The organism is Nesterenkonia halophila (assembly GCF_009467795.1).
GTDB classification, from domain to species: domain Bacteria; phylum Actinomycetota; class Actinomycetes; order Actinomycetales; family Micrococcaceae; genus Nesterenkonia; species Nesterenkonia halobia.
The window spans coordinates 1-24,107 of the sequence record NZ_WIAX01000008.1 but is presented as its reverse complement, the minus strand read 5'-3'; the positions used below and the strand labels follow the sequence as shown (position 1 = coordinate 24,107).

Annotated in this window: 22 protein-coding genes and 1 riboswitch; of the genes, 14 read left to right on the top strand and 8 right to left on the bottom strand. The window is 71.9% G+C overall.

Annotated features, from left to right (window positions below; translation table 11 throughout):
• The gene (gene metX / locus GCL72_RS03655) at positions 1-1,116 is read right to left on the bottom strand and encodes a homoserine O-acetyltransferase MetX (RefSeq protein ID WP_153143499.1); all 1,116 of its coding nucleotides are present in this window, start codon (positions 1,114-1,116) and stop codon (positions 1-3) included.
• 196 nt (positions 1,117-1,312) lie between these two features.
• Positions 1,313-2,692: an O-acetylhomoserine aminocarboxypropyltransferase/cysteine synthase family protein gene (locus GCL72_RS03650; protein WP_153143365.1), complete on the bottom strand. Its 1,380-nt coding sequence runs from the start codon at positions 2,690-2,692 to the stop codon at positions 1,313-1,315.
• 130 nt (positions 2,693-2,822) lie between these two features.
• A riboswitch (SAM riboswitch) is annotated at positions 2,823-2,939 on the bottom strand.
• A 236-nt stretch (positions 2,940-3,175) separates the two neighbouring features.
• On the opposite strand from GCL72_RS03650, the gene GCL72_RS03645 reads away from it, so the two are divergent.
• The 9 genes from GCL72_RS03645 to GCL72_RS03605 all read left to right on the top strand — a co-directional run bounded on the left by GCL72_RS03645 (position 3,176) and on the right by GCL72_RS03605 (position 10,764).
• Positions 3,176-3,760 carry a hotdog fold thioesterase gene (locus GCL72_RS03645; RefSeq protein WP_246160994.1) on the top strand — a complete coding sequence of 195 codons (585 nt, stop codon included), beginning with the start codon at positions 3,176-3,178 and terminating at the stop codon, positions 3,758-3,760.
• Positions 3,761-3,765: 5 nt separating this feature from the next.
• Positions 3,766-5,157 (top strand): phenylacetate--CoA ligase family protein, encoded by a 1,392-nt coding sequence (locus GCL72_RS03640; protein ID WP_153143364.1) that lies wholly within the window; start codon positions 3,766-3,768, stop codon positions 5,155-5,157.
• 17 nt (positions 5,158-5,174) lie between these two features.
• Positions 5,175-5,825 carry a TetR/AcrR family transcriptional regulator gene (locus GCL72_RS03635; protein WP_153143363.1) on the top strand — a complete coding sequence of 217 codons (651 nt, stop codon included), beginning with the start codon at positions 5,175-5,177 and terminating at the stop codon, positions 5,823-5,825.
• 170 nt (positions 5,826-5,995) lie between these two features.
• Entirely contained in the window at positions 5,996-7,021 is a 1,026-nt protein-coding gene (gene paaA / locus GCL72_RS03630) for a 1,2-phenylacetyl-CoA epoxidase subunit PaaA (protein ID WP_246160993.1), read from the top strand.
• A 58-nt stretch (positions 7,022-7,079) separates the two neighbouring features.
• Positions 7,080-7,385, top strand: a complete 306-nt coding sequence (gene paaB, locus GCL72_RS03625) for a 1,2-phenylacetyl-CoA epoxidase subunit PaaB (protein WP_153143362.1) — start codon at positions 7,080-7,082, stop codon at positions 7,383-7,385.
• A complete protein-coding gene (gene paaC, locus GCL72_RS03620) occupies positions 7,382-8,209 on the top strand; it encodes a 1,2-phenylacetyl-CoA epoxidase subunit PaaC (protein WP_153143361.1) in 828 nt (275 codons plus the stop codon). Before paaB ends, paaC begins: the two co-directional genes overlap by 4 nt.
• An 11-nt stretch (positions 8,210-8,220) precedes the next feature.
• A complete protein-coding gene (gene paaD, locus GCL72_RS03615; protein WP_153143360.1) occupies positions 8,221-8,772 on the top strand; it encodes a 1,2-phenylacetyl-CoA epoxidase subunit PaaD in 552 nt (183 codons plus the stop codon).
• Complete coding sequence (gene paaE, locus GCL72_RS03610; RefSeq protein ID WP_153143359.1) at positions 8,772-9,944, top strand: 1,2-phenylacetyl-CoA epoxidase subunit PaaE; 1,173 nt, start codon at positions 8,772-8,774, stop codon at positions 9,942-9,944. The genes paaD and paaE overlap by 1 nt, the downstream gene beginning before the upstream one ends.
• 49 nt (positions 9,945-9,993) lie before the next feature.
• Positions 9,994-10,764: an enoyl-CoA hydratase/isomerase family protein gene (locus GCL72_RS03605; RefSeq protein WP_153143358.1), complete on the top strand. Its 771-nt coding sequence runs from the start codon at positions 9,994-9,996 to the stop codon at positions 10,762-10,764.
• A gap of 356 nt (positions 10,765-11,120) precedes the next feature.
• Here GCL72_RS03605 and paaZ read toward each other — a convergent pair whose 3' ends face one another.
• Together paaZ and GCL72_RS03595 are read right to left on the bottom strand one after the other, a co-directional pair.
• Positions 11,121-13,244 (bottom strand): phenylacetic acid degradation bifunctional protein PaaZ, encoded by a 2,124-nt coding sequence (gene paaZ / locus GCL72_RS03600; RefSeq protein ID WP_153143357.1) that lies wholly within the window; start codon positions 13,242-13,244, stop codon positions 11,121-11,123.
• A 134-nt stretch (positions 13,245-13,378) separates the two neighbouring features.
• Positions 13,379-13,870 carry an Lrp/AsnC family transcriptional regulator gene (locus GCL72_RS03595; RefSeq protein ID WP_153143356.1) on the bottom strand — a complete coding sequence of 164 codons (492 nt, stop codon included), beginning with the start codon at positions 13,868-13,870 and terminating at the stop codon, positions 13,379-13,381.
• Between the two features lie 218 nt (positions 13,871-14,088).
• Here GCL72_RS03595 and GCL72_RS03590 point away from each other — a divergent pair, with 218 nt between their 5' ends.
• From GCL72_RS03590 to GCL72_RS03580, 3 genes are read left to right on the top strand one after another with little or no spacing between them, the layout of a single operon-like run.
• Positions 14,089-15,348 (top strand): thiamine pyrophosphate-dependent enzyme, encoded by a 1,260-nt coding sequence (locus GCL72_RS03590; protein WP_153143355.1) that lies wholly within the window; start codon positions 14,089-14,091, stop codon positions 15,346-15,348.
• Between the two features lie 2 nt (positions 15,349-15,350).
• Positions 15,351-16,454 (top strand): alpha-ketoacid dehydrogenase subunit beta, encoded by a 1,104-nt coding sequence (locus GCL72_RS03585; RefSeq protein ID WP_153143354.1) that lies wholly within the window; start codon positions 15,351-15,353, stop codon positions 16,452-16,454.
• Position 16,455: 1 nt separating this feature from the next.
• Positions 16,456-17,922 carry a dihydrolipoamide acetyltransferase family protein gene (locus GCL72_RS03580; RefSeq protein ID WP_153143353.1) on the top strand — a complete coding sequence of 489 codons (1,467 nt, stop codon included), beginning with the start codon at positions 16,456-16,458 and terminating at the stop codon, positions 17,920-17,922.
• A 61-nt stretch (positions 17,923-17,983) separates the two neighbouring features.
• Here the strand turns inward: GCL72_RS03580 and GCL72_RS03575 are convergent, their stop codons facing one another.
• Positions 17,984-18,595 carry an HD domain-containing protein gene (locus GCL72_RS03575; protein WP_343030139.1) on the bottom strand — a complete coding sequence of 204 codons (612 nt, stop codon included), beginning with the start codon at positions 18,593-18,595 and terminating at the stop codon, positions 17,984-17,986.
• A 133-nt stretch (positions 18,596-18,728) separates the two neighbouring features.
• Between GCL72_RS03575 and GCL72_RS03570 the strand changes: the two genes are divergently transcribed.
• Positions 18,729-18,962 carry a helix-turn-helix domain-containing protein gene (locus tag GCL72_RS03570; RefSeq protein ID WP_153143351.1) on the top strand — a complete coding sequence of 78 codons (234 nt, stop codon included), beginning with the start codon at positions 18,729-18,731 and terminating at the stop codon, positions 18,960-18,962.
• Positions 18,963-19,343: 381 nt separating this feature from the next.
• Here GCL72_RS03570 and GCL72_RS03565 read toward each other — a convergent pair whose 3' ends face one another.
• The 3 genes from GCL72_RS03565 to GCL72_RS03555 are packed head-to-tail and all read right to left on the bottom strand — an operon-like array spanning position 19,344 to position 22,383.
• The gene (locus GCL72_RS03565) at positions 19,344-20,210 is read right to left on the bottom strand and encodes a 3-hydroxyacyl-CoA dehydrogenase family protein (protein WP_153143350.1); all 867 of its coding nucleotides are present in this window, start codon (positions 20,208-20,210) and stop codon (positions 19,344-19,346) included.
• On the bottom strand, positions 20,207-21,172 hold the full coding sequence (locus GCL72_RS03560) for an enoyl-CoA hydratase/isomerase family protein (protein WP_246160992.1): 966 nt from the start codon (positions 21,170-21,172) through the stop codon (positions 20,207-20,209). The genes GCL72_RS03565 and GCL72_RS03560 overlap by 4 nt, the downstream gene beginning before the upstream one ends.
• 5 nt (positions 21,173-21,177) lie before the next feature.
• The gene (locus GCL72_RS03555; protein ID WP_153143349.1) at positions 21,178-22,383 is read right to left on the bottom strand and encodes a thiolase family protein; all 1,206 of its coding nucleotides are present in this window, start codon (positions 22,381-22,383) and stop codon (positions 21,178-21,180) included.
• 306 nt (positions 22,384-22,689) lie between these two features.
• On the opposite strand from GCL72_RS03555, the gene GCL72_RS03550 reads away from it, so the two are divergent.
• Positions 22,690-24,006, top strand: a complete 1,317-nt coding sequence (locus tag GCL72_RS03550; RefSeq protein ID WP_153143496.1) for a short-chain fatty acid transporter — start codon at positions 22,690-22,692, stop codon at positions 24,004-24,006.
• Positions 24,007-24,107 lie beyond the last annotated feature (101 nt).

The window sequence follows — 24,107 nt, the reverse complement described above, 5'->3', positions numbered from 1 at the left end:
CTACAGCCGCAGCGTCTCGCACAGCGGCTCGGCGATCTGCTCGGGGCTGGTGAGGAACCCGTCGTGGCCTATCGGCGAGGAGATCATGTGCACTCCCCCGGCGCCGGGCAGCAGCTCGGCGAGCCGATGCGACTGCTCGGGGTGGTACAGCCGATCGGAGTCCACTGCCGCGACGAACGGGGTCGCGGTCACGTCCCGCAGCGCGCCGGCGGCGCCCCCGCGGCCGCGGCCGACGTCGTGGCCGGCCAGCGCCTCGGTGAGCAGGATGTAGGCGTTCGGGTCGAAGCGCGAGACCAGCTTGCGCGCCTGATGGTCCAGATAGGACTCCACCTGGAAGCGCCCGCGCGGCCGCCGCGAGGACCCGAAGGGGTCCTCGTCGCCCTGGTGCTCGCGCCCGAAGCGGGCGGAGAACTCGGTCTCGGTGCGGTAGGTGATGTGCGCGATCCGCCGGGCCAGCCCGAGTCCGGCCTCCGGCCAGGGGCCGGTGTAGTAGTCGCCGCCGTGATAGTGCGGGTCGTTCTCGATCGCGGCGATCTGGGCCTGGGCGAAGGCGATCTGCTCGGCCGTCGACTCGGCGCCGCAGGAGAAGACCCCCACGCCGGCGACGCGGTCCGGGAAGGTCGCCGCCCATTCCAGCGCGCGGGCACCGCCCATCGAACCGCCGAGGACCGCGTGGAAGCGCTCGATGCCGAGCTGGTCGGCCAGTCGGGCCTCGAGCTGCACGGAGTCCCGGATCGTGGTGAACGGGAAGCGCGAGCCCCACGGGCGACCCTGCGGATCGGCCGACGCCGGTCCGGTGGATCCGTAGCAGCCGCCGACCATCGCCGGCGAGACGACGAACCAGCGGTCGGTGTCGACGGCCCGGCCGGGGCCGACCAGCCCCTCCCACCAGCCGGCCTCCGGGTCGGCCTCGCTGGCGGCGACGTGGGTGTCGCCGGTGAGCGCATGCAGCACCAGCACTGCGTTGGAGCCGTCGGGCGCGAGCTCTCCCCAGGTCTCGTAGGCGATCGAGACCTGCGGCAGACGCCCGCCGGTCTCGAAGGTGTGGGCGCCGACGTCGACGACGGCGAGGGCGCCGTCGGGTCGCACGGTCGTGGTCGGCACCTGGGCGGTCATCGGCTCGGGGGCTCCTGAGGGTCGGGGATCCCGCGGATCCGTGCAGTCGTCGCTGCCGTCGCTGCCGTCGCGGTCACGGTCGTCGCGGTCGGACATGGTGTGCTCGTCGGCCGGGTCCCGACGCCGAGGGCCCGGCCCGCCGCACCGTGAGGATGCCGGCGGACCGGGCCGTCGTCGTCGACGCGCCGCGCCGGGGTCAGCCGACCGGGGCCGGCTCCGTCGACTCGGCCGGGGCCCCGGCGCCGCCGGAGGCGGCCGCGGCGAGGGCCTGGTCGAGGTCGGCGAGGATGTCGTCGATGTGCTCGAGGCCCACCGAGAGGCGCACCAGACCGGGGACGACGCCGGCGGCGGCCTGCTCGTCCTCGGTCAGCTGACGGTGCGTGGTCGAGGCCGGGTGGATCGCCAGCGAGCGGACGTCGCCGACGTTGGCCACCAGCGAGTGCAGCTGCAGCCCGTCGACGACCGCCTGGCCGACCTCCGCGCCGCCCTCCACCTCGAAGGCCAGCACCGAGCCGACGCCCTTCGGCAGGTACTTCCGCGCCCGCTCGTGCCAGGGGCTGGACTCCAGACCCGGGTAGCTCACGCGCTTCACCGACGGGTGGTTCTCCAGGTACTCCGCCACCGTCTCGGCGTTGGAGACGTGGCGCTCGACGCGCAGGCTCAGCGTCTCCAGACCGAGGTTGATCTCGAAGGCGTTGTGCGGCGAGAGCGACGGGCCCAGGTCGCGCAGCAGCTGCACGCGCGCCTTGAGGATGTAGGAGAGGTTGACCCCGAAGATCCCGTCGACGCCCAGGTCCCGGCCGAAGACGATGCCGTGGTAGCTCTCGTCCGGCTCGTTGAAGCCCGGGAAGCGCTGCGGGTTCTTCGTGTAGTCGAAGTTCCCGGAGTCGATGATCACCCCGGCGATCGCCGTGCCGTGGCCGCCCAGGAACTTGGTCGCCGAGTGGATGACGACGTCGACGCCGTGCTCGATCGGCCGGATCAGGTACGGGCTGGTCAGCGTGTTGTCCACGATCAGCGGGGCCCCGTGCTCGTGGGCGATCGCCGCGACGGCCTCCAGGTCGAGCACGTCGCCGCGCGGGTTCGCGACCACCTCGCCGAAGAAGGCGCCGGTGTTCTCCCGCGTGGCCGCCCGCCAGGACTCGACGTCGTCGGGGTCCTCGACGAAGGTGACCTCGATGCCGAGCTTGGGGAGGGTGTGCTTGAAGAGGTTCTGCGTCCCGCCGTACAGCGACGGCGAGGCGACGACGTGGCCGCCGGTCTCGACGACGTTCAGCAGCGCGATCGACGCCGCGGCCTGGCCGGAGCCGACCGCGAGCGCGCCGACGCCGCCCTCGAGCGCGGCGATCTTGTTCTCCACCGCCTCGACGGTGGGGTTGGTCAGCCGGGAGTAGATCGGGCCGAGCTCCTCCAGGCCGAAGCGCTTCCCGGCGGTCTCGGCGCTCGGGAAGACGAAGGACGTGGTCTGCTGGATCGGCAGCGCCCGCGCGCCGGTGACGGGGTCCGGCTCGACGCCGGAGTGGATCTGCTGGGTCTCGAAGCTCCAGGTGGGAGCGGTGTTCTCAGTGCTGCTCATGGTGAGCTCTCCGTTCAATGCGGTCGTGGCGACAGGGACCGGAACGGAGGCGCTGCCCGCACTGCGAGCGAGAGACCTGCCATGCGGCCCTGTCGAAGGACATGAGGTGGGCCGCACTGTGTCGTGTGATGGCCCGCGCTTGCCCCGCCGGAATCCCGACGAAGCCTGGTCGTCACCCGGGGCACCCCACCGCGAACTGGAGGGTTGCCGGCCAGCAAACCGGGGTTTCACGCTGGCACTCTTGACCTGGTCATCAGTCTGCCCGCGCGAGACCGAAAGGGCAAGTCCCCGCCGGGAGACCGTCGCAGAATCTCAGGATGTGGACCATCCCGCCGGCGGACCGCGCGCTCGACGCCGGAGAGCCCCGCCCGGCGCCCGACGATCCGCCCCGCCCACCTCCACGACTGTGCTTGACATCACATGCCCTCCGGTGCTTGAGTTTATTTACCGACCAATCGGTCTATAAATCGTGAGGAGCCCGTGATGTCCGAGCCTGCCCACCCTGACCAGCCGTCGCCGACGGCCACGGTCGAGCCGCCGGACGCCGCAGCGCCCTCCGCGCAGAGCGCCTCCCCGCGAGGCGTGCCGATGCCCGACGAGGGGCCGCGCCACCGCATGCTGGAGACGGATCGATGCGCGGGGTGGCTGGGCGCCGAAGTGCTCCTCGCCGAGCCCGGCCGCGCCCGCCTGACCATGACGCTGCGGCCGGAGATGACCAACGGCTTCGCGATCGCCCACGGCGGGATGATCTTCGCCCTGGCCGACACGTGCTTCGCGATGGCATGCAACGACCCGGATCGCGACGACGGCACCGTCACCGTCGCCTCCGGCGCCGACATCACCTTCCTGCGTGCGACGCGCCCCGGCGACGAGCTGGTCGCCGAGGCCGTGGAGGTCGCCCGCACCGGACGCAGCGGCGTCGTCGACGTGACGGTCACCTGCGACGACGAGCCCGTCGCCGTCTTCCGCGGCCGCTCGCGCACTGTGCCGGCGGCCTCCGCCGCGCCCGCCGACCCTGCCGACCCTGCCGGCGGCGACCGCACCGCCCAGACCCCCGGAGAGAAGTGATCCCCATGGCCTCCCCCTCCCGTGCCGCCGAGCCCTCCCCCACGACCACCCCCGAGGACCCCTCCCGCTCGACGGAGGTCGACCCCGAGTCGACGCGCCGCGACCCGGCCTCCCCCGACCCGGAGGAGCTGTACAGCCGCGCCGAGATCGAGCAGCTGCAGCTGGTCCGGCTGCAGCAGACCGTCCGGCACGCCTATGAGAACGTCCCGGCCTATCGCGCGCTCTACGACGCCCACGGCGTCGGCCCTGACGACCTGCAGTCGCTGGAGGATCTGGCGAAGTTCCCCTTCACCGACAAGGAGTTCCTGCGCGCGGCCTACCCGTTCGAGGCCTTCGCCGTCCCGCGGGAGCAGATCCGCCGCCTCCACGCCTCCTCCGGCACCACCGGCCTGCCGACCGTCGTCGGCTACACCGACGAGGACCTCGACACCTGGGCCACGCTGCTCGCCCGCTGCCTGCGGCACTCCGGCGTCCGCCCCGGCGACCTGGTGCACAACGCCTACGGCTACGGACTGTTCACCGGCGGCCTCGGCGCCCACTACGGCGCCGAGAAGCTGCAGACCACCGTGGTCCCGATGTCCGGCGGCCAGTCCGAGAAGCAGGTCCAGCTCATCCGCGACTTCCGCCCGCGGGTCATCCTCTGCACGCCGACCTACCTGCTCACCCTGGCCGACGCCTTCCGCGACGCCGGAATCGACCCGGCCGAGACCTCCCTGGAGGTCGCCGTGCTCGGCGCCGAGCCGTGGACCGAACAGATGCGCGAGGAGATCGAGCGGACCTTCGCGCTGCGCGCCTGCGACATCTACGGACTCTCCGAGGTGATGGGGCCCGGCGTCGCCGGAGAGTCGGCCGCACGGCAGGACGGCTCGACGATCTGGGAGGACCACTTCCTGCCGGAGATCATCGACCCGCTCGACGAGCACCCGCTGCCCACCGGCGAGGACGGCGAGCTGGTCTTCACCACGCTGACCAAGCAGGCGCTGCCGATCATCCGCTACCGCACTCATGACCTGACCCGCCTGCAGCCCGGCACGGACCGGCCCGGCCACCGGCGCATGGGGCGCATCACCGGCCGCTCCGACGACATGATCATCCTGCGCGGAGTGAACCTCTTCCCCTCGCAGATCGAGGAGATCGCCCTGGAGCTCGAGGAGCTCTCCCCGCACTTCCAGCTGCGACTCAGCCGGCCGGAGACGATGGACCGGATGACGGTGCGCATCGAACGACGCCCCGAGACCGCCGCCGAGGCGGCCGCGGCGGCCGGCGTCGAGCTGGCCCGCCGCATCAAGGTCTCCGTCGGCTCCAGCTGCGAGGTCTCCGTGGAGGAGCCGGGCACGCTGGCCCGCTCCTCGGGCAAGCTGCGCCGGATCCACGACGAGCGCCCGCGCTCGGACTGACGGCTAGGCTGGGAATCATGCCCGAGATCGCGACCACCGCCGCCGAGCACTCCGACCGCAGCGCCGAAGCCGCCCGTGCCGGACGCCGCGGCCGCCCCGGCTACGACCGCGAAGGCCTGATCCGTGTCTGCGTCGAGGCCTTCAACCGCCACGGCTACGAGGCGACGTCGATGGGCGTCCTCGCCCGGGAGCTCGGCATCTCGAAGTCGGCGATCTACCACCACGTCTCCTCCAAGGAGGAGATCCTGGACATCGCGCTGAGCCGATCGCTCGCCGAGCTCGAACGCGTCGTCTCCGAGGCCGAGTCCCGCGGAGCCCCCGCCGTCGCGGAGCTCGAGGAGATCATCCGCGGCTCGGTGGCAGTCCTGACGGCCTCGCTGCCGCACGTCACCCTGCTGCTGCGTCTGCGCGGCAACTCCGAGTTGGAGATCCGCGCGCTGCAGCGGCGCCGCGAGATCACCCTGCGCATCGCCGAGCTGATCCGGCAGGCCCAGGACGACGGCGACCTGCGGGACGACATCGACGCCCGCACCGCCTCACGGCTGGCGATGGGCATGGTGAACTCCATCGTCGACTGGTACCGCCCCACGGACGACCACTCCGACGAGACGCTGGCCGAGATGGTCACCGGCCTGCTGCTGACGGGGCTGCGCGCTCCGCAGAGCTGACCACCCGCCCCGGTCCGGGGCATGTCCGGGCCTCCCCGCGCCTTCCGGGCACGACCCCGGCGCCGCGAGCCCTCTCGCCCACTCCCTCCTCGCCGTGTGTTGACCATCACACGCGTCCTGCTATACTGAACGAACGGTCGGTAATTAATGCGACGGAATCGAGGTTGACCATGCCGCACCCGAGCACTGCGCAGGACTCCCACGCCGCCCCGCTGCGCCTGGCGGACGCGTCCGACGCCGACGCGGCGGCCGAGGAGGCCGAGGCCGGGCAGGCCCGCTTCGACGAACTCATCGCCGAGGACTCCCGCATCGAGCCGCGCGACTGGATGCCCGCGGACTACCGGAAGTCGCTGGCGCGACAGATCTCCCAGCACGCCCACTCCGAGATCATCGGCATGCAGCCGGAGGGCAACTGGATCACCCGGGCCCCCAGTCTGAAGCGCAAGGCCATCCTGATGGCGAAGGTCCAGGACGAGGCCGGCCACGGCCTCTACCTGTACTCGGCCGCCGAGACGCTGGGCACCGCTCGCGAGACGTTCTACGACCAGCTCTACACCGGCCGGGCGAAGTATTCGTCGATCTTCAACTACCCCGCCCGCACCTGGGCGGACATCGGCGCGATCGGCTGGCTGGTCGACGGCGCGGCGATCACCAATCAGGTCCCGCTGTGCCGCGCCTCCTACGGCCCCTACGGCCGAGCCATGGTGCGCGTCTGCAAGGAGGAGTCCTTCCACCAGCGCCAGGGCTGGGAGATCCTGCACACCCTCTCGCACGGCACCGCGGAGCAGCATCGGATGGCCCAGGACGCCGTCGACCGCTTCTACGGCCCGGCGCTGCAGATGTTCGGCCCGCCCGACACCGACTCGCCGAACTCCCAGCAGTCGATGGCCTGGAACATCAAGCGCTTCACCAACGACGAGCTGCGCCAGCGCTTCGTGGACATGATCGTCCCGCAGGCCGAGGCGCTCGGGCTGACCCTGCCGGACCCGGAACTGGCATGGAACGAGGAGCGCGGCCACTACGACTTCGGCGAGCTCGACTGGGACGAGTTCTTCGCCGTGCTCAAGGGCCAGGGCCCGCTGAGCAGCCAGCGGCTGGAGCACTATCGACGCGCCCGCGACGAGGGCGCCTGGGTGCGCGAGGCCGCAGCGGCCTACGCCCGCCGCCAGGCCGCCGCCGAGCCGATCGGCGCCTGACCCATCCTCCGCCGCCTCCGGGCCGACGTCGGCCCGCCGTCCACGAAAGGCGAGACCCATGACTTCCGAGCACTCTGCACACGCCGGCGGCTGGCCACTGTGGGAGGTGTTCATCCGCACCGCCCGCGGACTCTCCCACGTGCACGCCGGCTCGCTGCACGCCCCTGACGCCGGCATGGCGGTGCGCAACGCGCGTGACCTCTACACCCGACGCAACGAGGGCACCTCCGTCTGGGTCGTGCCGGCCGAGGCGGTCACCGCCTCCGACCCCGACGCCAAGGGCAGCTTCTTCGAGTCCCCGCAGGGCAAGAGCTACCGCCACGCGACGTATTACACGGCCTCCGAAGGGGTGAAGCACCTGTGAGCTTCGCATCCCACGACTCGGCGACCCGACAGTCGCAGGGCGAGGCGATCACCGCCGAGGAGGTGGCGGCCTCCGGTGCCGTCGCCGACGAGGACGCCGCCCGCTATGCGCTGATCCTCGGCGACGACGCCCTGATGCTCGCCCAGCGCCTCTCCGCCTGGATCTCACGCGCCCCGGAGCTGGAGGAGGACGTCGCCCTGGGCAACATCGCCCTCGATCTGCTGGGCCATGCCCGCTTCCTGCTGACCTATGCCGGCACCGCCTGGCACCGGACCGAGGACGACCTGGCCTACTTCCGGGATGAGGAGGAGTTCCGCTCCTGTCGGCTCGTCGAGCAGGAGAACGGCGACTTCGGCCGCACCATCGCCCGGCAGCTGATCGTCAGCATCTTCCAGCACGAGGTGTACAGCCGCCTGGTCCACTCGACTGATGAGACGCTGGCCGCGATCGCCGACAAGGCCCTGAAGGAGGTCGCCTACCACCAGGATCATGCGATCCAGTGGACCCTGCGCCTGGGACTGGGCACCGAGGAGTCAGCCCGCCGCCTGCAGGCCGGGCTGGACGAGCTCTGGGCCTCGGTGGAGGAGCTCTTCATCGACGTCGACCCGATCCCGCGGCTGGCCTCCGTCGCCGTGGCCCCCTCGACGCTGCGCGAACCGACGATGGCCCGCCTCGGCGAGATCATCGAGCAGGCCGGACTCCGGGTCCCCGAAGTCGGCGGCTCCTTCGGCGCCGACCGCAGCGGCCGGTTCTCCGAGCACCGCGGCCACATCCTGGCCGAGATGCAGGTGCTGGCCCGCCGGCATCCCGGAGCGACCTGGTGAGGGGGACGACCATGATCGACCACGCTGCAGAGATCGAGACCTCGGTGCCCGCGCGGCTCCCCTCGGCGGAGGACGCCCCCGCCGGAGTCGACGTCGGCCTCTGGACCGCGGCCGCGGCGGTCACCGACCCGGAGATCCCGGTGATCAGCATCGCCGATCTGGGCATCCTGCGCGACGCGCGGGTCGCCGAGGACGGCACCGCCGTCGTGACCATCACCCCGACCTACTCGGGCTGCCCGGCGATGGACGCCATCACCGCCGACGTCGCCGCCGCGGCCCGCGCCGCCGGCCACACGCAGGTCCGCGTCGACACAGTGCTGCACCCCGCCTGGACCACCGATTGGATGACCGAGCGCGGCCGCGAGGTCCTGCGCGACTACGGCATCGCCCCGCCGACGGGGACGGCCGCCGCCGGCCCGGTCACGGTGGGGCTGAGCGTGAAGTGCCCGCACTGCGACTCGACGAACACCCGTGAGACGACCCGCTTCAGCTCCACCGCGTGCAAGGCGCTGTACCAGTGCCGCGACTGCCTGGAGCCCTTCGACCATTTCAAGGTGCACTGATGCCGACCACCCCCGCTGCGCCGACCGCCGCCCGCCGTCGCGCGACGTTCTCGACGCTGACCGTCTCCGAGGTCCGCCGGCTGACCGCCGATTCTGTGGAGGTCGCCTTCGCCGTGCCCGAGGAGCTGCAGGACGACTTCGACTACGCCCCCGGTCAGTACGTGGCGCTGCGCACCCGGCTCGACGGTCAGGAGATCCGCCGGTCGTACTCGCTGTGCCAGCAGCCGGTCCCCGGCGAGATCCGCATCGCGATCAAGCGGGACCTCGGCGGCGTCTTCTCCACCTGGGCGAACGAGCATCTTGCCCCCGGCGATCAGCTGGACGTGATGAATCCGGCGGGCGCCTTCGTCTCGCGCCGCGCGATCACCTCGATGAACCACCCCGAGGAGCTCGCCGCCGAGGCGGTCGCCCGGCGGCCCGACGTGCATCTGGTCGCCGTCGCCGCCGGCTCCGGGATCACCCCCATCATGGCGATCGTCCGCTCGGTGCTGGCCGCCTCGGAGCAGGCCGCCGTCGACCTGGTCTATGCCAACCGGTCGGCCTCGGACGTGATGTTCGCCGAGGAGCTCGGCGACCTGAAGGACCGCTTCCCCTCCCGGTTCGCCGTCCACCACGTGCTCAGCCGCGAGCAGCGCATCAACCCGCTGTTCACCGGCCGGCTCGACGAGGAGAAGCTGCAGATCCTGCTGGACCAGGTCCTGCAGGTCCCCGAGACCGACGAATGGTTCCTCTGCGGACCCTTCGAGCTCGTGCAGCTGACCCGCGACGCGCTGGCCGCCCGGGACGTGCCCGAGGGGGCCGTCCGCTACGAGCTGTTCACCACCGGACGCCCCGATCGTCCCGCCGGCCAGCAGGGCCGGACGGTGGAGCCGGCCGAGGACGACGGAGACGGCCGCACGATCGAGTTCACCCTCGACGGTCTGACCGGCAGCGTCACCTCTCCGGAGTCCTCCGGAGAGACGGTGCTCAACGCCGCGCTGCGCTCGCGCTCCGACGTGCCCTTCGCCTGCGCCGGCGGCGTCTGCGGGACATGCCGCGCCAAAGTCGTCTCCGGGGAGTTCACCATGGAGGAGAACTTCGCCCTGGAGTCCGACGAGCTCGAGGCCGGCTACGTGCTCACCTGCCAGACCCGACCGACCGGGGAGAAGCTCGTCGTCGACTACGACACCTGAGACGCCGACCGCCGCCTGCCGCCTGCCGACCGCCGACCCGAGGAGCTCCATGATCCGCACCGACTTCGACGACGACCTGGGCGAGATCGTCCTCGACGCCCCGAAGAAGCGCAATGCCCTGGATGCCGCGGCGCTGGCCGCGCTCGACGACGCCCTGGTGCGCGCCGAGGAGGCCGGGGTGCGGGCCCTGCTGCTGCGCGGCGAGGGGAAGGGCTTCAGCGCCGGCCGCGACATCTCCGCCGTCGACCCGGCCACCGACGACGCCCTGGCCTTCCTCCAGGACCACGTCACCCCGGTGCTGCACCGGCTGGCGGACTTCCCCGCCCCGACGTTCGCCGCCGTCCACGGCGGCTGCCTGGGCGTGGGCCTGGGACTGGCGATCGCGGCCGACGTCGTCTATGTCGCCGAGGACGCGACGATCGGCTCGCCCTTCGCCGCCCTGGGCGCCACGCTGGACTCGGGCGGTCATGCGCTGTTCACCGAGCGCCTGGGCGCCCACCGCACGCTTGACCTGATCTACACCGGCGACCTGATGTCCGGCGCCGAGGCGGTGGCCGGCGGACTGTTCTCCCGGACGATGCCGGCCGAGGAGCTGCTGGAGTTCACCCGGTCGCGGGCCGCACGTGCGGCGGCGGGTCCGACGCTCGCCTTCCGCGAGTCCAAGGCGCTCGTCGCCCGGATCCGCGACGAGCGCCTCGGGCTCTGGGAGTCTCTGCAGCAGGAGAACCGCGCCCAGGGCCGACTCTGCGACACCGCCGACTACGCCGAGGGCTTCGCCGCCTTCCAACAGAAGCGCACGCCGGTCTTCCGCGGCGAGTGACCGGCCCACCGCGCGGCAGCGCCCGCAGCCCCTCCCTGCTTCGAGCCGGGCTCGGTCACCGAGCCCGTGATCCGGTCCGCCCCGTCCAGTTGGGCGGGGCAGCCGATCCGCCCCGTCCACTTGGACGGGGATTCCGATCATCCCCGTCATGTTTCCGATCCCTCGTCCAACTCGACGGGGACGGGTGAAAAGCACGGGGCGCAGCGGTCTCAGCCAGCGGCCCGACCCCGACCGGCGGGGCGAAGCGGTCCCCGCCGGCGGCCCGCCCCCGGCCGACGCCGCGCCCCGGCCGACCAGATGATCGACCGGGGCGCAGCCCACCGACTCAGCGATCGACCAGCCGGCCGCTCATCGCCTCACGCCCACTCGGGCTTCTTCTCCGCGGCCACGCGGGTGAGCACGTCGTAGGTCGCCACGACCTCGTCGTGCTGGTTGTGCAGCACCGTGTCCCAGCGGACCTGGCCGAAGTCCTCGTCCTCGCGCGGGATGATCTCCTTCGCGGTCAGCGTCACCCGGATCGCGTCGTCGTAGGTCACCGGCGTCTCGAAGGAGAGGTTCTCCAGCCCGGTGTTGGCCAGCACGGGCCCGGGCGCCGGCTCGACGAAGAGCCCCGCCGCCCAGGAGACCAGCAGGTAGCCGTGGGCCACCCGCCGCGGGAAGAACGGGTTGGCCGTCGCGGCCTCCTCGTCGGTGTGCGCGTAGAAGGTGTCCCCGGTGGAGGCGGCGAAGGCGTCGATGTCCTCCAGGGTCACCGTCCGCAGCTCCGAGGCGAACTGATCGCCGAGGCGCAGCTCGGCCAGCGATTTGCGGAAGGGGTGGACCGCACTGCCGTCGGCGACGGTCTCCGGCGTCGCGGTCTGCGCCCGCGCCCCGCGGTGCCAGACTCCGGTGATCCCGGTGAGCAGATCCGGCGACCCCTGCACCGCAGTGCGCTGCATGTGGTGCTTCACCGCCCGGACTCCGCCGAGCTCCTCTCCCCCGCCGGCCCGGCCCGGCCCGCCGTGGACCAGATGCGGCAGCGGCGAACCGTGCCCGGTGGAGGTCTTCGCGTCGTCGCGGTCCAGGAAGAGCACCCGGCCGTGGTGGGAGCCGATCCCGCGGGCGAAGGCTCCGGCGATCCCCGGGTCATGCGTGCAGACGGTCGCGACCAGCGAGCCGCCGCCCAGGGCGGCGAGCTCCACCGCATCGTCAACGTCGGTATAGCCCAGCACCGAGGTCACCGGGCCGAAGGCCTCCACCGAGTGGACCTGCGGAGTCCGGGCGTCAGCGAAGGAGAGCACCGTCGGCGGGAAGAAGGCCCCGGCCTCGGCGTCGACGCCGCCCAGGTAGCCGTCGACGCCGCCGCAGCGCACAGTGCCGCCGGCCTCGACCAGAGCGTCGACCGCCCGGGTGACCTCGGTCTGCTGATCCTTCGAGGCGAGCGCGCCGACAGTGGTCGCCGCGTCGCGCGGGTCGCCGAGCACCGCGCGGGAATCCAGCCGCGCGCGCAGCGCCTCGACGACGGCGTCCACATGCTCGCCGGGCACGATGGTCCGGCGCACCGCAGTGCACTTCTGTCCGGCCTTGGCGGTCATCTCCAGGACCACGGACTTGATGAAGGCCTCGAACTCGGGAGTCTCGGGGCCGGCGTCGGGTCCGAGGATGGCCGCATTGAGCGAGTCGGTCTCGGCGGTGAAGCGCAGTCCCGCGGTCTGCACGCTGGGGTGCGAACGCAGCAGGTGCGCCGTAGACGCCGAGCCGGTGAAGGCCAGCACGTCGCGGTGGTCCAGGTGATCGAGCAGGTCGCCGGCGGAGCCGGAGATCAGCTGGATCGCCCCGGCGGGCAGCAGCCCGGAGTCGATCATCAGCCGCACGCAGGCCTGGGTGACGTAGGCGGTCTGCGAGGCGGGCTTCACGATCGTCGGCACTCCGGCGATGAAGCTGGGGGCGAGCTTCTCCAGCATGCCCCAGACCGGGAAGTTGAAGGCGTTGATCTGCACGGCGACGCCGGTCAGCCGGGTGTAGATGTGCTCGCCGAGGAAGGAGCCGTCGCGGGAGAGCTGCTCGACGGCGCCGTCGACGATCACCTGCGCGTTCGGCAGCTCTTTGCGCGCCTTCGAGGAGAAGGTCCGCAGCGTGCCGATGCCGCCGTCGACGTCGATCAGGTGATCTTTCCGCGTGGCGCCGGTGCGGTCGGAGAGCGCGTAGAGCTCCTCCTTGTGCTCGTCCAGGTGCTGGGCGATCTGCTTCAGCCGCATCGCCCGCTCATGGAAGGTCAGCTCGCCCAGACTGCGCTGTCCGACAGCGCGGGCGTGCGCGACGGCGGCCGCAGTGTCCAGCCCTTCGGCGGAGACCCGGCAGATCGGCTCACCGGTGGACGCGTCGCGCACTGTACTGATCCGCTGCGGATCCTCCGGCGCCCACCAGGCGTCGGCGAGGTAGCTGGGCAGCGTCCGGGTCGGGCTGATGGTCGTCTCGTGATCGGCGGCGATGGCGGTCATGACGTCCTCTCGACGATGGGCAACTGACCGAACGGTCGGTAATCACATCCATCGTAGCGCCGATCACGCTGCTGTGACAGCCCGCACACCGACGACCGGCCCCGCCGAAAGCCGGCACGGACCCTCATCGCCAGTCATTCCTCCGGCACGGCGTGCCGATGCTCGGCGTGGTCGTCGAAGATCAGCGCCGTCTGCGAGGACTGCACGCAGGAGAGCGACTGGATTCGCTCGAAGATCACCGCGCGCAGCTCGTCCACAGTGCGCGTGCGCACCAGCAGCACGGCGTCGTACTGCCCGCCCACCAGGGCCAGATGCCGCACTGCCGGCTCGTCGGCCAGCGCTTCGCGCAGCACGCCCCAGTCGTCCTGCTTCAGCGTGAGGAAGACGTAGGCGGCAGTGGCCAGCCCCGCCGCCCGCGGGTCGATGACCGCGGTGTAGCCGCGCAGCACCCCGGAGCGGCGCAGTCGCGCGATCCGCTCGTAGGCGTTCGCCCGCGAGAGGTGCAGCTCCTCGGCGATGCGCGTGACCGAGGCGCGGGCGTCGAGGCTCAGCCTCTCGAGGATCCGGTGATCCAGGGCATCCAACGGTCGGCCGCTCGTCGCGTGATCGTCCAGCAATGTCGCCATACCTCTGGACGATACCAGCGACAGTGCCTGGCATTACGAACAGATCGTCTGCCGAAGCCCCTCCTCCATCGGACATCGTCTGCGATCCGCGGCAGGCATGGCAGACCCTGCATGACGTGGGTCACACTCGAAGCGCGGCCGGATGCTCGCTCCGCACCGACGCCGAGCGCGCCGGGCCGCACGGCCCGAGCCGAGAGACCCCGAGGAGGCCGCAGGCCATGGACGAGGAGATCACCGCCGACGACGGACGCCGGCCCGCCGTCGTGCCCGAGGAGCCGCGCCAGTCGGACGAGCCGCACGAGCCGCTCGCCCACGAGAAGGCCGAGCAGGCCGCCCGCATCGAGCAGACGAGCCGCAGCTTCGGCATCACCCCCGAGCAGTACATGCTCCCCGCCGCCCAGCAGATCCGCATGCTCTCCCCCGACGGCTCGCTGATCCCCGAGGAGGAGCAGGGCACCAGCGCCGGGCACGAGTACCCGGTCCCGGAGGACGAGGCGCTGCTCGCCGCCTACGAGGCCCTGGTGGTCGGCCGCCGCATCAACGACCAGAACTATGCCCTGGTCCGCCAGGGCCGACTGGCGGTCTACCCTTCCTCGCACGGCCAGGAGGCCTGTCAGGTCGGCGCGGCGCTGGCGCTGGGCGCCGACGACTGGATGTTCCCCACCTACCGCGACTCGGTGGCGATCATGACCCGCGGCGTGGACCCGGTGGAGGTCATGGTCTCCTTCCGCGGCGACTGGCACTGCGGCTTCGACCCGATCGCCCATCGGGTCTCGGCGCCGTCGACGCCGCTGACCACCCAGCTGCTGCACGCCGTCGGAGTCGCCCACGCGGCGAAGCTGCGCGGCGAGGACACCGTGGTGCTGGCGATGTGCGGCGACGGCGCGACCAGCGAGGGCGACTTCCACGAGGCGCTGAACTTCGCCGCCGTCTTCGAGGTGCCGGTGGTCTTCTTCGTGCAGAACAACGGCTACGCCATCTCGGTGCCGCTCTCCCACCAGTCCGCGGCGCCCTCGCTGGCGCATAAGGCTATCGGCTACGGCATGGCCGGCGAGCAGGTCGACGGCAACGACATGGTCGCGGTGCTGGCCACGCTGCGCCGGGCGGTCTCGCTGGCGCGCGAGCGCTCGATGCCGCTGCTGCTGGAGGCGACGACCTACCGCATGCAGGCCCACACCAACGCCGACGACGACACCCGCTACCGCGATGCGCACGAGGTCGAGCTCTGGCGCCGCCACGACCCGCTGACCCGGGTGCAGACGTTCCTGAGCTCCCGGGGAGTGCTCGACGACGACGCCGCGTCCCGCATCAGCGATCGGGCCGAGGAGGTCGCCGCCTCGCTGCGCACGGCGATGACCGCCGATCCGCCGATCGACCCGCTGGAGATCTTCGACCACGTCTACGCGGCGCCCACCGCCCAGCTGCGCGAGCAGCGCGCCCAGCTCGCCGACGAGCTCGCCCGTGGACAGGAGGACTGACCATGGCCGCCCCCGACCTCGAGCCCCGCGCCGCCGATCCCGGCGCCGCCCTGCGGGCGACGACCTTCGCCGCGGCGCTGAACACCGCGCTCTCCGATGCGATGGCCGCCGAGCCGTCCGTCTGCGTCTTCGGCGAGGACGTCGGCACGCTCGGCGGCGTCTTCCGCATCACCGACGGGCTGGCCCGCCGCTTCGGCGAGGACCGGTGCTTCGACACCCCGCTGGCCGAATCCGGCATCGCCGGCATGGCCGCCGGCATGGCCATGAACGGGATGCGCCCGGTGGTCGAGATGCAGTTCGACGCCTTCGCCTACCCCGGACTGGAGCAGATCTTCAGCCACATCGCCAAGTTCGGCAACCGCACCCGGGGCCGCGTGCGGATCCCGCTGGTGGTCCGCATCCCCTACGGCGGCGGCGTCGGCGGCGTCGAGCACCACTGCGACTCCTCCGAGGCCTACTACGCCCACACCCCCGGCCTGAAGATCTACACCCCGGCGACGGTCGCCGACGCCTATCTGATGCTGCGCGAGGCGGTGGACTCCCCCGACCCGGTGATCTTCTTCGAGCCGAAGAAGCTCTACTGGTCGAAGGAGCCGGTCGACCTCGAGGCGCTGCGCCGCCAGTACGAGGACGGCGCCTCCGACTCCGGCGGGCCGGGCGGGTCCGGTGAGGCCGGCGCCGATCCCGACGGCGTCGGCGCCGCCGGCCGCGCCGTCGTCGCCCGCGCGGGCACCGACGTCTCGCTGATCAGCTACGGCCCCACGGTGGCCACGGCGCTGGCCGCCGCCGAGTCCGCCGCGGAGGACGGGGTCTCGGCCGAGGTGCTCGATCTGCGCAGCCTGGTCCCCTTCGACGACGCCGCACTGACCGCCACGGTGGAGAAGACCGGCCGGGCGATCGTGGTCGCCGAGGCCCAGGGCTTCGCCTCCGTCGCCGGAGAGATCGTCGCCCGGATCCAGGAACGCTGCTTCCACTCGCTGGCCTCTCCCGTGCGGCGGGTGACCGGCTTCGACATCCCGTATCCGTCGCCGAAGCTCGAACAGCACCACCTGCCCGACGTGGACCGGGTGCTCGACGCGCTCGACATGCTGCAGTGGGAGGACTGAGATGACCACCTTCAACCTGCCCGATCTGGGCGAAGGATTGACCGAGGCGACGCTGCTGAGCTGGCTGGTGGACGAGGGTGACACGATCGAGGTGGACCAGCCCGTCGCCGAGGTGGAGACGGCGAAGTCCACTCTGGAGGTCCCCTCGCCATACGCGGGAACCGTGACACAGTTGCACGGCGCCGAGGGAGAGACGATGGTCGTCGAGCGTCCGCTGATCTCGGTGGACACCGGCGACGCCGCCGCTGGCCCGGATGCGGCGGCCGAGCCCTCGGCCGCACAGGCCCCGGCAGCACAGCCGGCCGGTGCGCTGGACCATCGCGAGGAGGAGCGCGCCGGCGCCGCAGTGCCCGGCGATCCGGACGCCGCACCCGCCCCGGAGACCGCCGGCGAGGGATCGGGGAACGTGCTCATCGGCTACGGCACCTCCGGCGCCTCGGGCGGCCGACGGCGTCGCCGTCGTCGTGCGGCCCCGCCGTCGGCGCCCTCCACGACGCCCTCCACGACGCCCGCGACCGCCTCACCCCGCGAGCGCGCCCCGCGCGTCTCCTCGCCGCTGGTGCGCCGGCTGGCCCGCGACCATGCCATCCCGCTGAGCGGACTCGCCGGCTCGGGCCCCGACGGGCTGATCCTCCGGTCCGATGTGCTCGCCGCGATGGAGACGGCCGGAGACCGACCGGCGACGACGGCGCAGCAGACGAGCGCGGCGTCGCCGGCCGCGGCACAGGCTCCGCGGTCGGCCCCGGCCGGCCTCGAGGTCAGCGACCGCGAGCCGATCACCGGCATCCGCAAGGCAGTGGCCACCCGGCTGGCGACGTCGCGTCGGGAGATCCCGGAGGCGACCACCTGGCAGGACGTCGACGTCACCGAGCTGCTGGCGCTGCGCGCGCGGCTGAAGGAGCAGGCCGCCCGCACCGGGGAGGAGGCGCCGTCGCTGCTGGCGCTGATCGGCCGCTTCGTGCTCGCCGGACTGGCGCGGCACCCCGAGCTGGCGACCCGCGTCGACGACCGCGAGGACGGCGAGCAGGAGATCGTGCACTTCGACGGGGTGAATCTGGGCTTCGCCGCCCAGACCGACACCGGCCTGGTGGTGCCGGTGGTCCGGCGCGCCGAGCGGCTCTCTGCGCGCGGACTGCACCAGGAGGTCTCCCGGCTGGTCGCCGACGCCCGCGCGGGACGACTCTCCGGCGCCGAGCTCAGCGGCGGCACCTTCACAGTGAACAACTACGGCGTCTTCGGCTCGGACGGGGCGACGCCGATCATCAACCATCCGGAGGTCGCGATCCTCGGGATCGGGCGCATCCTGGAGCGCCCCTGGGCGGTGGACGGCGAACTGGCCGTGCGCAGCATCGCCACGCTGACGCTGACCTTCGACCACCGCGTCTGCGACGGCAGCACGGCCGGCGGGTTCCTGAACTTCGTGGCCGCCTGCGTGGAGGACCCGACCTCGGCGCTGGCGAACCTCTGATGCCCGTCGCCCTTGCAGCCGGGCGGGACGGATGAGCGGCGCCCGCCGCATGCGCCCCTGCTCATTCAGGCCAGGGGTTGGATCGGATGACCTCGACGAAGTCCGTCCGCTCGAAATCTGGGAGGAAATGGTCGAGCACATCAGCATTGACGGTGCCGAACGTCGTCTCCGGTCGATGCCGATTCCCGTCGGCGAAGGCGTGAAGGATCCGTCGCTTGAAGTCCGGCCGCGGATGGGCGGAGGTGACAGCTCGACGCTGTTCCACGCTGAGGTCGTGGAATCCGATGCCCAGCACATCGGTCTCCACTCCGGCGGTGACCAGCGCGATCTCGCCCTCCAGGAACTCAGGCACTCCGGGCGTGGTGTGCAGGGCGATGCCGAGCCAGACGCGGCGCGCGTCGGCCTCCGAGACTCCATGCTCCACCAGGAAGTTCCAGGCGGCTTCAGCGCCGTCGACTTCGAATCGCCGGCGAGAGTCTCCGTATTCCTCGGTCAGGCCGAGGTCGTGGAACAGGGCGCCGACGTAGAGCAGCTCCAGATCGACGTCGATGCCCCGCCGCCGCCCCTGGAGGGCGCCGAAGAAGAACACCCGTCGCGAGTGGTCGAAGAGCAGATCGTCCTCACGCTCGCGGACGAAATCCGTCGCCCGGCGCACCAGATCAGTGTCCGGCACGGCGATGCCCGCGATCGTCGTACTGGCGTGAGGGGTGCTTTCGTCGCGTCCTGACGTCTCCATGCTCCCACCATGCGGCCGAGGGCCCTCGGCCGCCAAGGTCCTGTCAGACAGGCATGCCACACTTTCAGCCATGGTGGCGCACGACGTGGAGTTCCTGGTCTTCCCCGAAGTGAAGGCGCTCGACGTGGCCGGCTGCGCCGAGGTCTTCAGCGAGGCTGCCCGCCTCGGGGCCGACTGTCGGATCCGGTACAGCTCGCCGACGGGGCGGCCGGTGCAGACCTCGATCGGCCTGGACATCACGGTCGACTCCCCGCCCGAGACCGCAGGCCCCATCCGCACAGCGGTCCTCTGCGGCGGGGGATGACCTTCCCGGCCGGCCGATGCCCTCGACGGGCGCCGAGCAGCGACCCCTTGGCAGCAGGCCGAGCGACTGCAACGGTCCTACCCCGGAGTCGCCGTCGACGAGGACGCGATCTTCATCCAGGACGAGACGGTCTACACGTCAGCGGGTGTCACCTCCGGGATCGATCTGGCCCTGGCGCTGGTCGAGGAGGATCACGGACCGGAGCTGGCCCGCGCAGTCGCTCGGAGCCTGGTGGTGCACATGCGTCGGGCAGGCGGACAGTCCCAGTTCTCGACGCCGCAGCGCGAACGGAGCGCCTCCAGCGCCAGCCCGGATCGTGGAGACGGGCTGCAGGTCGCCGGGCTCGGCTCCAGCCCTCCGGCCGGTCGCCGAGCAGAGCGCTCACCCCTCCGGATACTCGTAGAACCCCTTTCCGGACTTCCGGCCGAGCTCGCCGCGGGCGACCATGTCGCGCATCAGCTGGGGCGGGGCGAAGCGCTCCCCCAGCTCGGAGGCCAGATGTTCGGCGATGCCCAGCCGCACGTCCAGCCCGACGACGTCGGTCAGCGCCAGCGGCCCGATGGGGAACTTATAGCCCAGCACCATCGCGTCGTCGATGGCCTGCGGCGCCGCCACCCCGTCCTCGACCATGCGGATCGCCTCCAGGCCGATGGCCACCCCCAGCCGCGAGGAGGCGAAGCCGGGCGCATCCTGCACGACGACGGCGGTCTTGCCCAGCGCCTCGACCCACCCTCGGGCGCGGCCGGCCAGCTCCTCGCCGGTCTGCCCGCCGAGGACGACTTCGACCAGCTTCGAGGCCGGCACCGGATTGAAGAAGTGCAGCCCGCAGAAGCGCTCGGGCCGGCGCAGCGTGGCGGAGAGCTCGGTCACCGACAGCGAGGAGGTGTTCGTCGCCAGCCAGGCGTCGGAGGTCAGCCGCTGCTCGACGTCGGTCAGCGCCTCGGCCTTCAGCCGCGCGTCCTCGGGCACGGCCTCGACGACGAGCCCGCAGCGGGAGAAGACCGCCCGATCGGTGGTCACCGTCAGTCGTGCGGTCCAGTCCTCGGAGTCGCCGGCGATCTTGCCGCGCTCGACGGAGGCGGCGACGTCGGCGGCGATCCGGGAGCGTGCGGCCTCGGCGGCCTCGGCGGTGACGTCGACGACGAGGACCTCCTCGGCCCCGGAGATCAGGAACGCATGGGCGATCCCGGCGCCCATGCGGCCGCCGCCGAGCACGCCGACCGTCGGGGGAAGTGCACTGCTGGTCATGCCGTCTCTCCTGACGTCGTCTGCTCTCGGTAGTGTTCTCGGTCCGGTTCCCGGTTCTGCTCCGGGTCCTGCCGGCGGGCCTGTCGCCTGTCCAGGAAGGCCTGCATGCGGTCGACCTTCGCCTCGGACTCGAAGAGGATCGCCTGCGCGAGATTGTCCACCTGCGGATGCGCCTCGCGCGGCATGGCGAAGACCTGCTTGCTGATCCGCACCGCCAGCGGGTCCTGGGCGGCGATGCGCCCGGCCAGGGCGTCGGCGGCGTCGAGCAGCTCCTGGCTCGGGTGGATCTCGCTGACCAGCCCGTGGGCCAGCGCCTCCTCGGCGTCGAGGATGCGGCCGGCCAGCAGGATCTCCTTGGCCAGGGCCTCGCCGGCGAGGTCGCGGAGTCGCCAGAGGGCTCCGGCGGCCGGAATGATGCCCAGCCCGGTCTCGGGCTGGCCCACCCGCAGCGCGGGGGTGCCCAGCCGGAAGTCGGCGGCCCAGGCCAATTCCGCGCCGCCGCCGAGGGTGTGGCCGTCCAGGGCGGCGATGACCGGCATCGGCAGCTTCCCCAGCCGGTCGAAGGCGGTCGAGTTCACCCCGCGCAGCGCGTCCTCGCGCCGGCGGTCGCGCAGCTGGGAGATGTCGGCGCCGGAGGCGAAGACTCCGCGGCGCGGCCGGACCTCGGGGCCGGCGTCGTCGGCTCCGAGGCCGGTGGAGGGACTGCCGGAGAGGATGAGGATCTTCGGCGTGTGCTCCAGATGCGCGCAGAGCGCGTGGAGCTCGTCGATCATCGTCGCGTCGATCGCGTTGCGGACCTCGGGGCGGTCCAGCCGCGCATGCAGCCGGTCCTCGCCCTCAGCGATCCGCAGCGTGGTGAAGGCCGCGGCATCCAGCCGCGGCGCCGCGGGCTCGTCGCGCTGCCCGGCATCGCGGCCGCCGTCGTGCCGGTCGTGCTGATCGTGCTGGTCGTGCCCGTTCATGCTCCTCACACCCTCTCCAGCAGCAGCGCCGAGCCCTGCCCGACGCCGACGCACATCGTCGCCAGCCCGCGCTCGGCCCCCTCGTCCTCCATCCGACGGGCCAGCGTATGCACGATCCGTGAGCCCGAGGAGCCCAGCGGATGCCCCAGCGCGATCGCCCCGCCGTCGGCGTTGACCAGCGCCGGATCCAGACCCAGCCGCCGGATGCAGGCCAGCGACTGGGTCGCGAAGGCCTCGTTCAGCTCGATCGCCCCCAGGTCCTCGACGCGCCAGCCGGCGCGGTCCAGGGCCTTGGTCGTCGCCGGCACCGGCCCCATGCCCATGGTCTCCGGGGCCACTCCGGCGTTCGCCCCGCCGACGATCCGCGCCCGCGGGGCCAGTCCGTACCGCTCGACGGCGGCCTCGGAGGCGACGATCACCGCCGAGGCGCCGTCGTTGAGCGAGGAGGCGTTGCCGGCGGTGACGACTTCGCCGTCGCGGACCACCGGGCGCAGCCCGGAGAGGCCGTCCAGCGTGACCTCGGGGCGCGGGCCCTCGTCGGTCTCGACCACATGCACCGCCCCCTTGCGGCCAGGCACCTCGACCCGGGTGATCTCACGGGCCAGCCGGCCGGCCTCGACTGCGGCGGCGGTGCGCCGCTGAGACTCGACGGCGAAGGCATCGGCATCCTCGCGGGTGACGCCCTCGACCCGGGCGACCTCCTCGGCGGTCTCCGGCATCGAATAGGTGCGCTTGTCGATGGTCAGGAACTTCGGATTGACGAAGCGCCAGCCGATGGAGGTGTCGGCCACCTCCCCGGGTCCGGAGAAGCCGCGGGTGGGCTTGGCCATCGCCCACGGCGCCCGCGACATCGATTCCACCCCGCCGGCGACCACCAGGTCGGCGGCTCCGGCGGCGACCATCTGCTGGGCCTGGGCGATCGCGCTCATCCCGGAGGCACAGAGCCGATTGACGGTGATGCCCGGGACCGAATCCGGATACTCGGCCAGCAGCCAGGCCATGCGGGCGACGTTCCGGTTCTCCTCGCCGGCGCCGTTGGCGTTGCCGAGGATGACCTCGTCGACGGCGCCCGGGTCGATGCCGGAGTCCTCGACGACGGTGCGGATCACCAGGGCGGCGAGGTCGTCGGGCCGGACCGCGGACAGCGCGCCGCCGTGGCGGCCGACGGGCGTGCGGGTCCCGGAGACGAGGAAAGCGGGGCTGACGGACACGTCATGGGCCTTTCGTCGGATTAACTGACCGATCGTTCACTTTTCCCCACTCTTCCACGGAGGGACTGTGAGGTCAATCACCGAGATGCGTCGGCGCCTCACAGGGTCCGCGGCACGGACTCCGCCGCTTCCGGGCGGTGCGTCACGGGTGATCCACCACACACCCCTCTGGCAGGCTGTGCACCACGCACCCGCGCCTGGCTTGCGCGCCCGGCACACCGGATATGACGAGGAGGTCCATCCATGAGCGAGAACCCCGCACCACGCCGACCCTCCGTCGGCGGGGGCGCGCTGCTCGGCCCGGTCATGCGTCCCCTGAACTCCGTGGTGGAGAAGCTGATCCCCTCGGCGCTGGTCTTCGCGATCGGACTGACGGTCATCGTCGCGATCCTCGCCCTGCTGTTCACCGACGCCGGACCACTCCAGGTGATCGAGGAGTGGGGCCTCGGACTGGCGGGGCTCCTGCAGTTCATGACCCAGATCGCCCTGGTCCTGTTCCTGGGCCACATCCTGGCCAGCACCCGCCCGGTGCGGGCGCTGCTGCGCCGTCTGGCCCGGATTCCCCGCAGCCCTATGCAGTCCTACGTGTTCGTCTTCGTGGTGGCCTCGCTCGCAGCGCTGATCACCTGGGGACTCGGACTGGTGGTCGGCGGACTGATGGCCCGCGAGGTCGCCGAACAGGCTCGTCGGCGCGAGATGCCGGTCCACTTCCCCATGCTGGTGGCCTCCGGGTTCTCCGGATTCGTCGTCTGGCACATGGGCTACTCGGCCTCTGGCCCGCTCACCGCGGCCACCCCGGACTCCTTCGTCGCCGACGTGCTGGGCGGACCGCTGGCGATCACCGAGACGGTGTTCTCCGGCTGGAACATGGTCGCCGCCGCGGTGACGATCATCGTCGTCGCCGGAACCCTGACGCTCATCGCCCCGCGGGACCCGCAGCAGGTGGTCGCGCTCGACGTCGACGCCCGGGAGGAGGACGCCGCGGTCGACGACGAGGTGGTCACCCCGGCCGACCGCGTCGACGCCAGCCGGCTCCCGACCCTGCTGGTGGGCCTCATGCTGGTCGGCTATCTGACGATCCACTTCGCCGGCGGCGGCGGGCTGACCCTGGACATCGTCAACTGGAGCTTCCTGACGCTGATCATGCTGCTGGTGCGAAGCCCGTTCGAGCTGCTCGCGCTGACCAGGGCGGCCGCCGGCAACGTCGGCGACATCCTGCTGCAGTTCCCGCTGTACGCCGGAATCCTCGGCATCATGACCGGCACCGGACTGATGCAGGTGTTCTCCGAGGCATTCGTCGCGATCTCCACCGAGCAGACCTTCGCGCTGTTCGCGTTCCTCTCCGCCGGGATCGTGAACTTCTTCGTCCCCTCGGGCGGCGGGCAGATCGCGGTGCAGGCACCGATCCTGCTGGAGGCCGCGGAGTCGCTGGGCACGGATCCGGCGGTGGCGATCATGGCGGTGGCCTACGGCGATCAGTGGACGAACATGATCCAGCCCTTCTGGGCGCTGCCGCTGCTGGCGATCGCCGGCCTGAGGATGCGCGACATTCTCGGCTACACGACCATCGTGCTGATCGCCTCGGGCCTGGTCTTCGGCGGCGTGCTGCTGGTCATGTCCTGACGAGCGCCCGCCCGAAAATCACGGCCTGCTCACTGCAGCATCGTCTTGTCGTCGAGCACCGCACCCTTGAGCCTCGAGAACTCCGCCAGCAGATCCTCCGG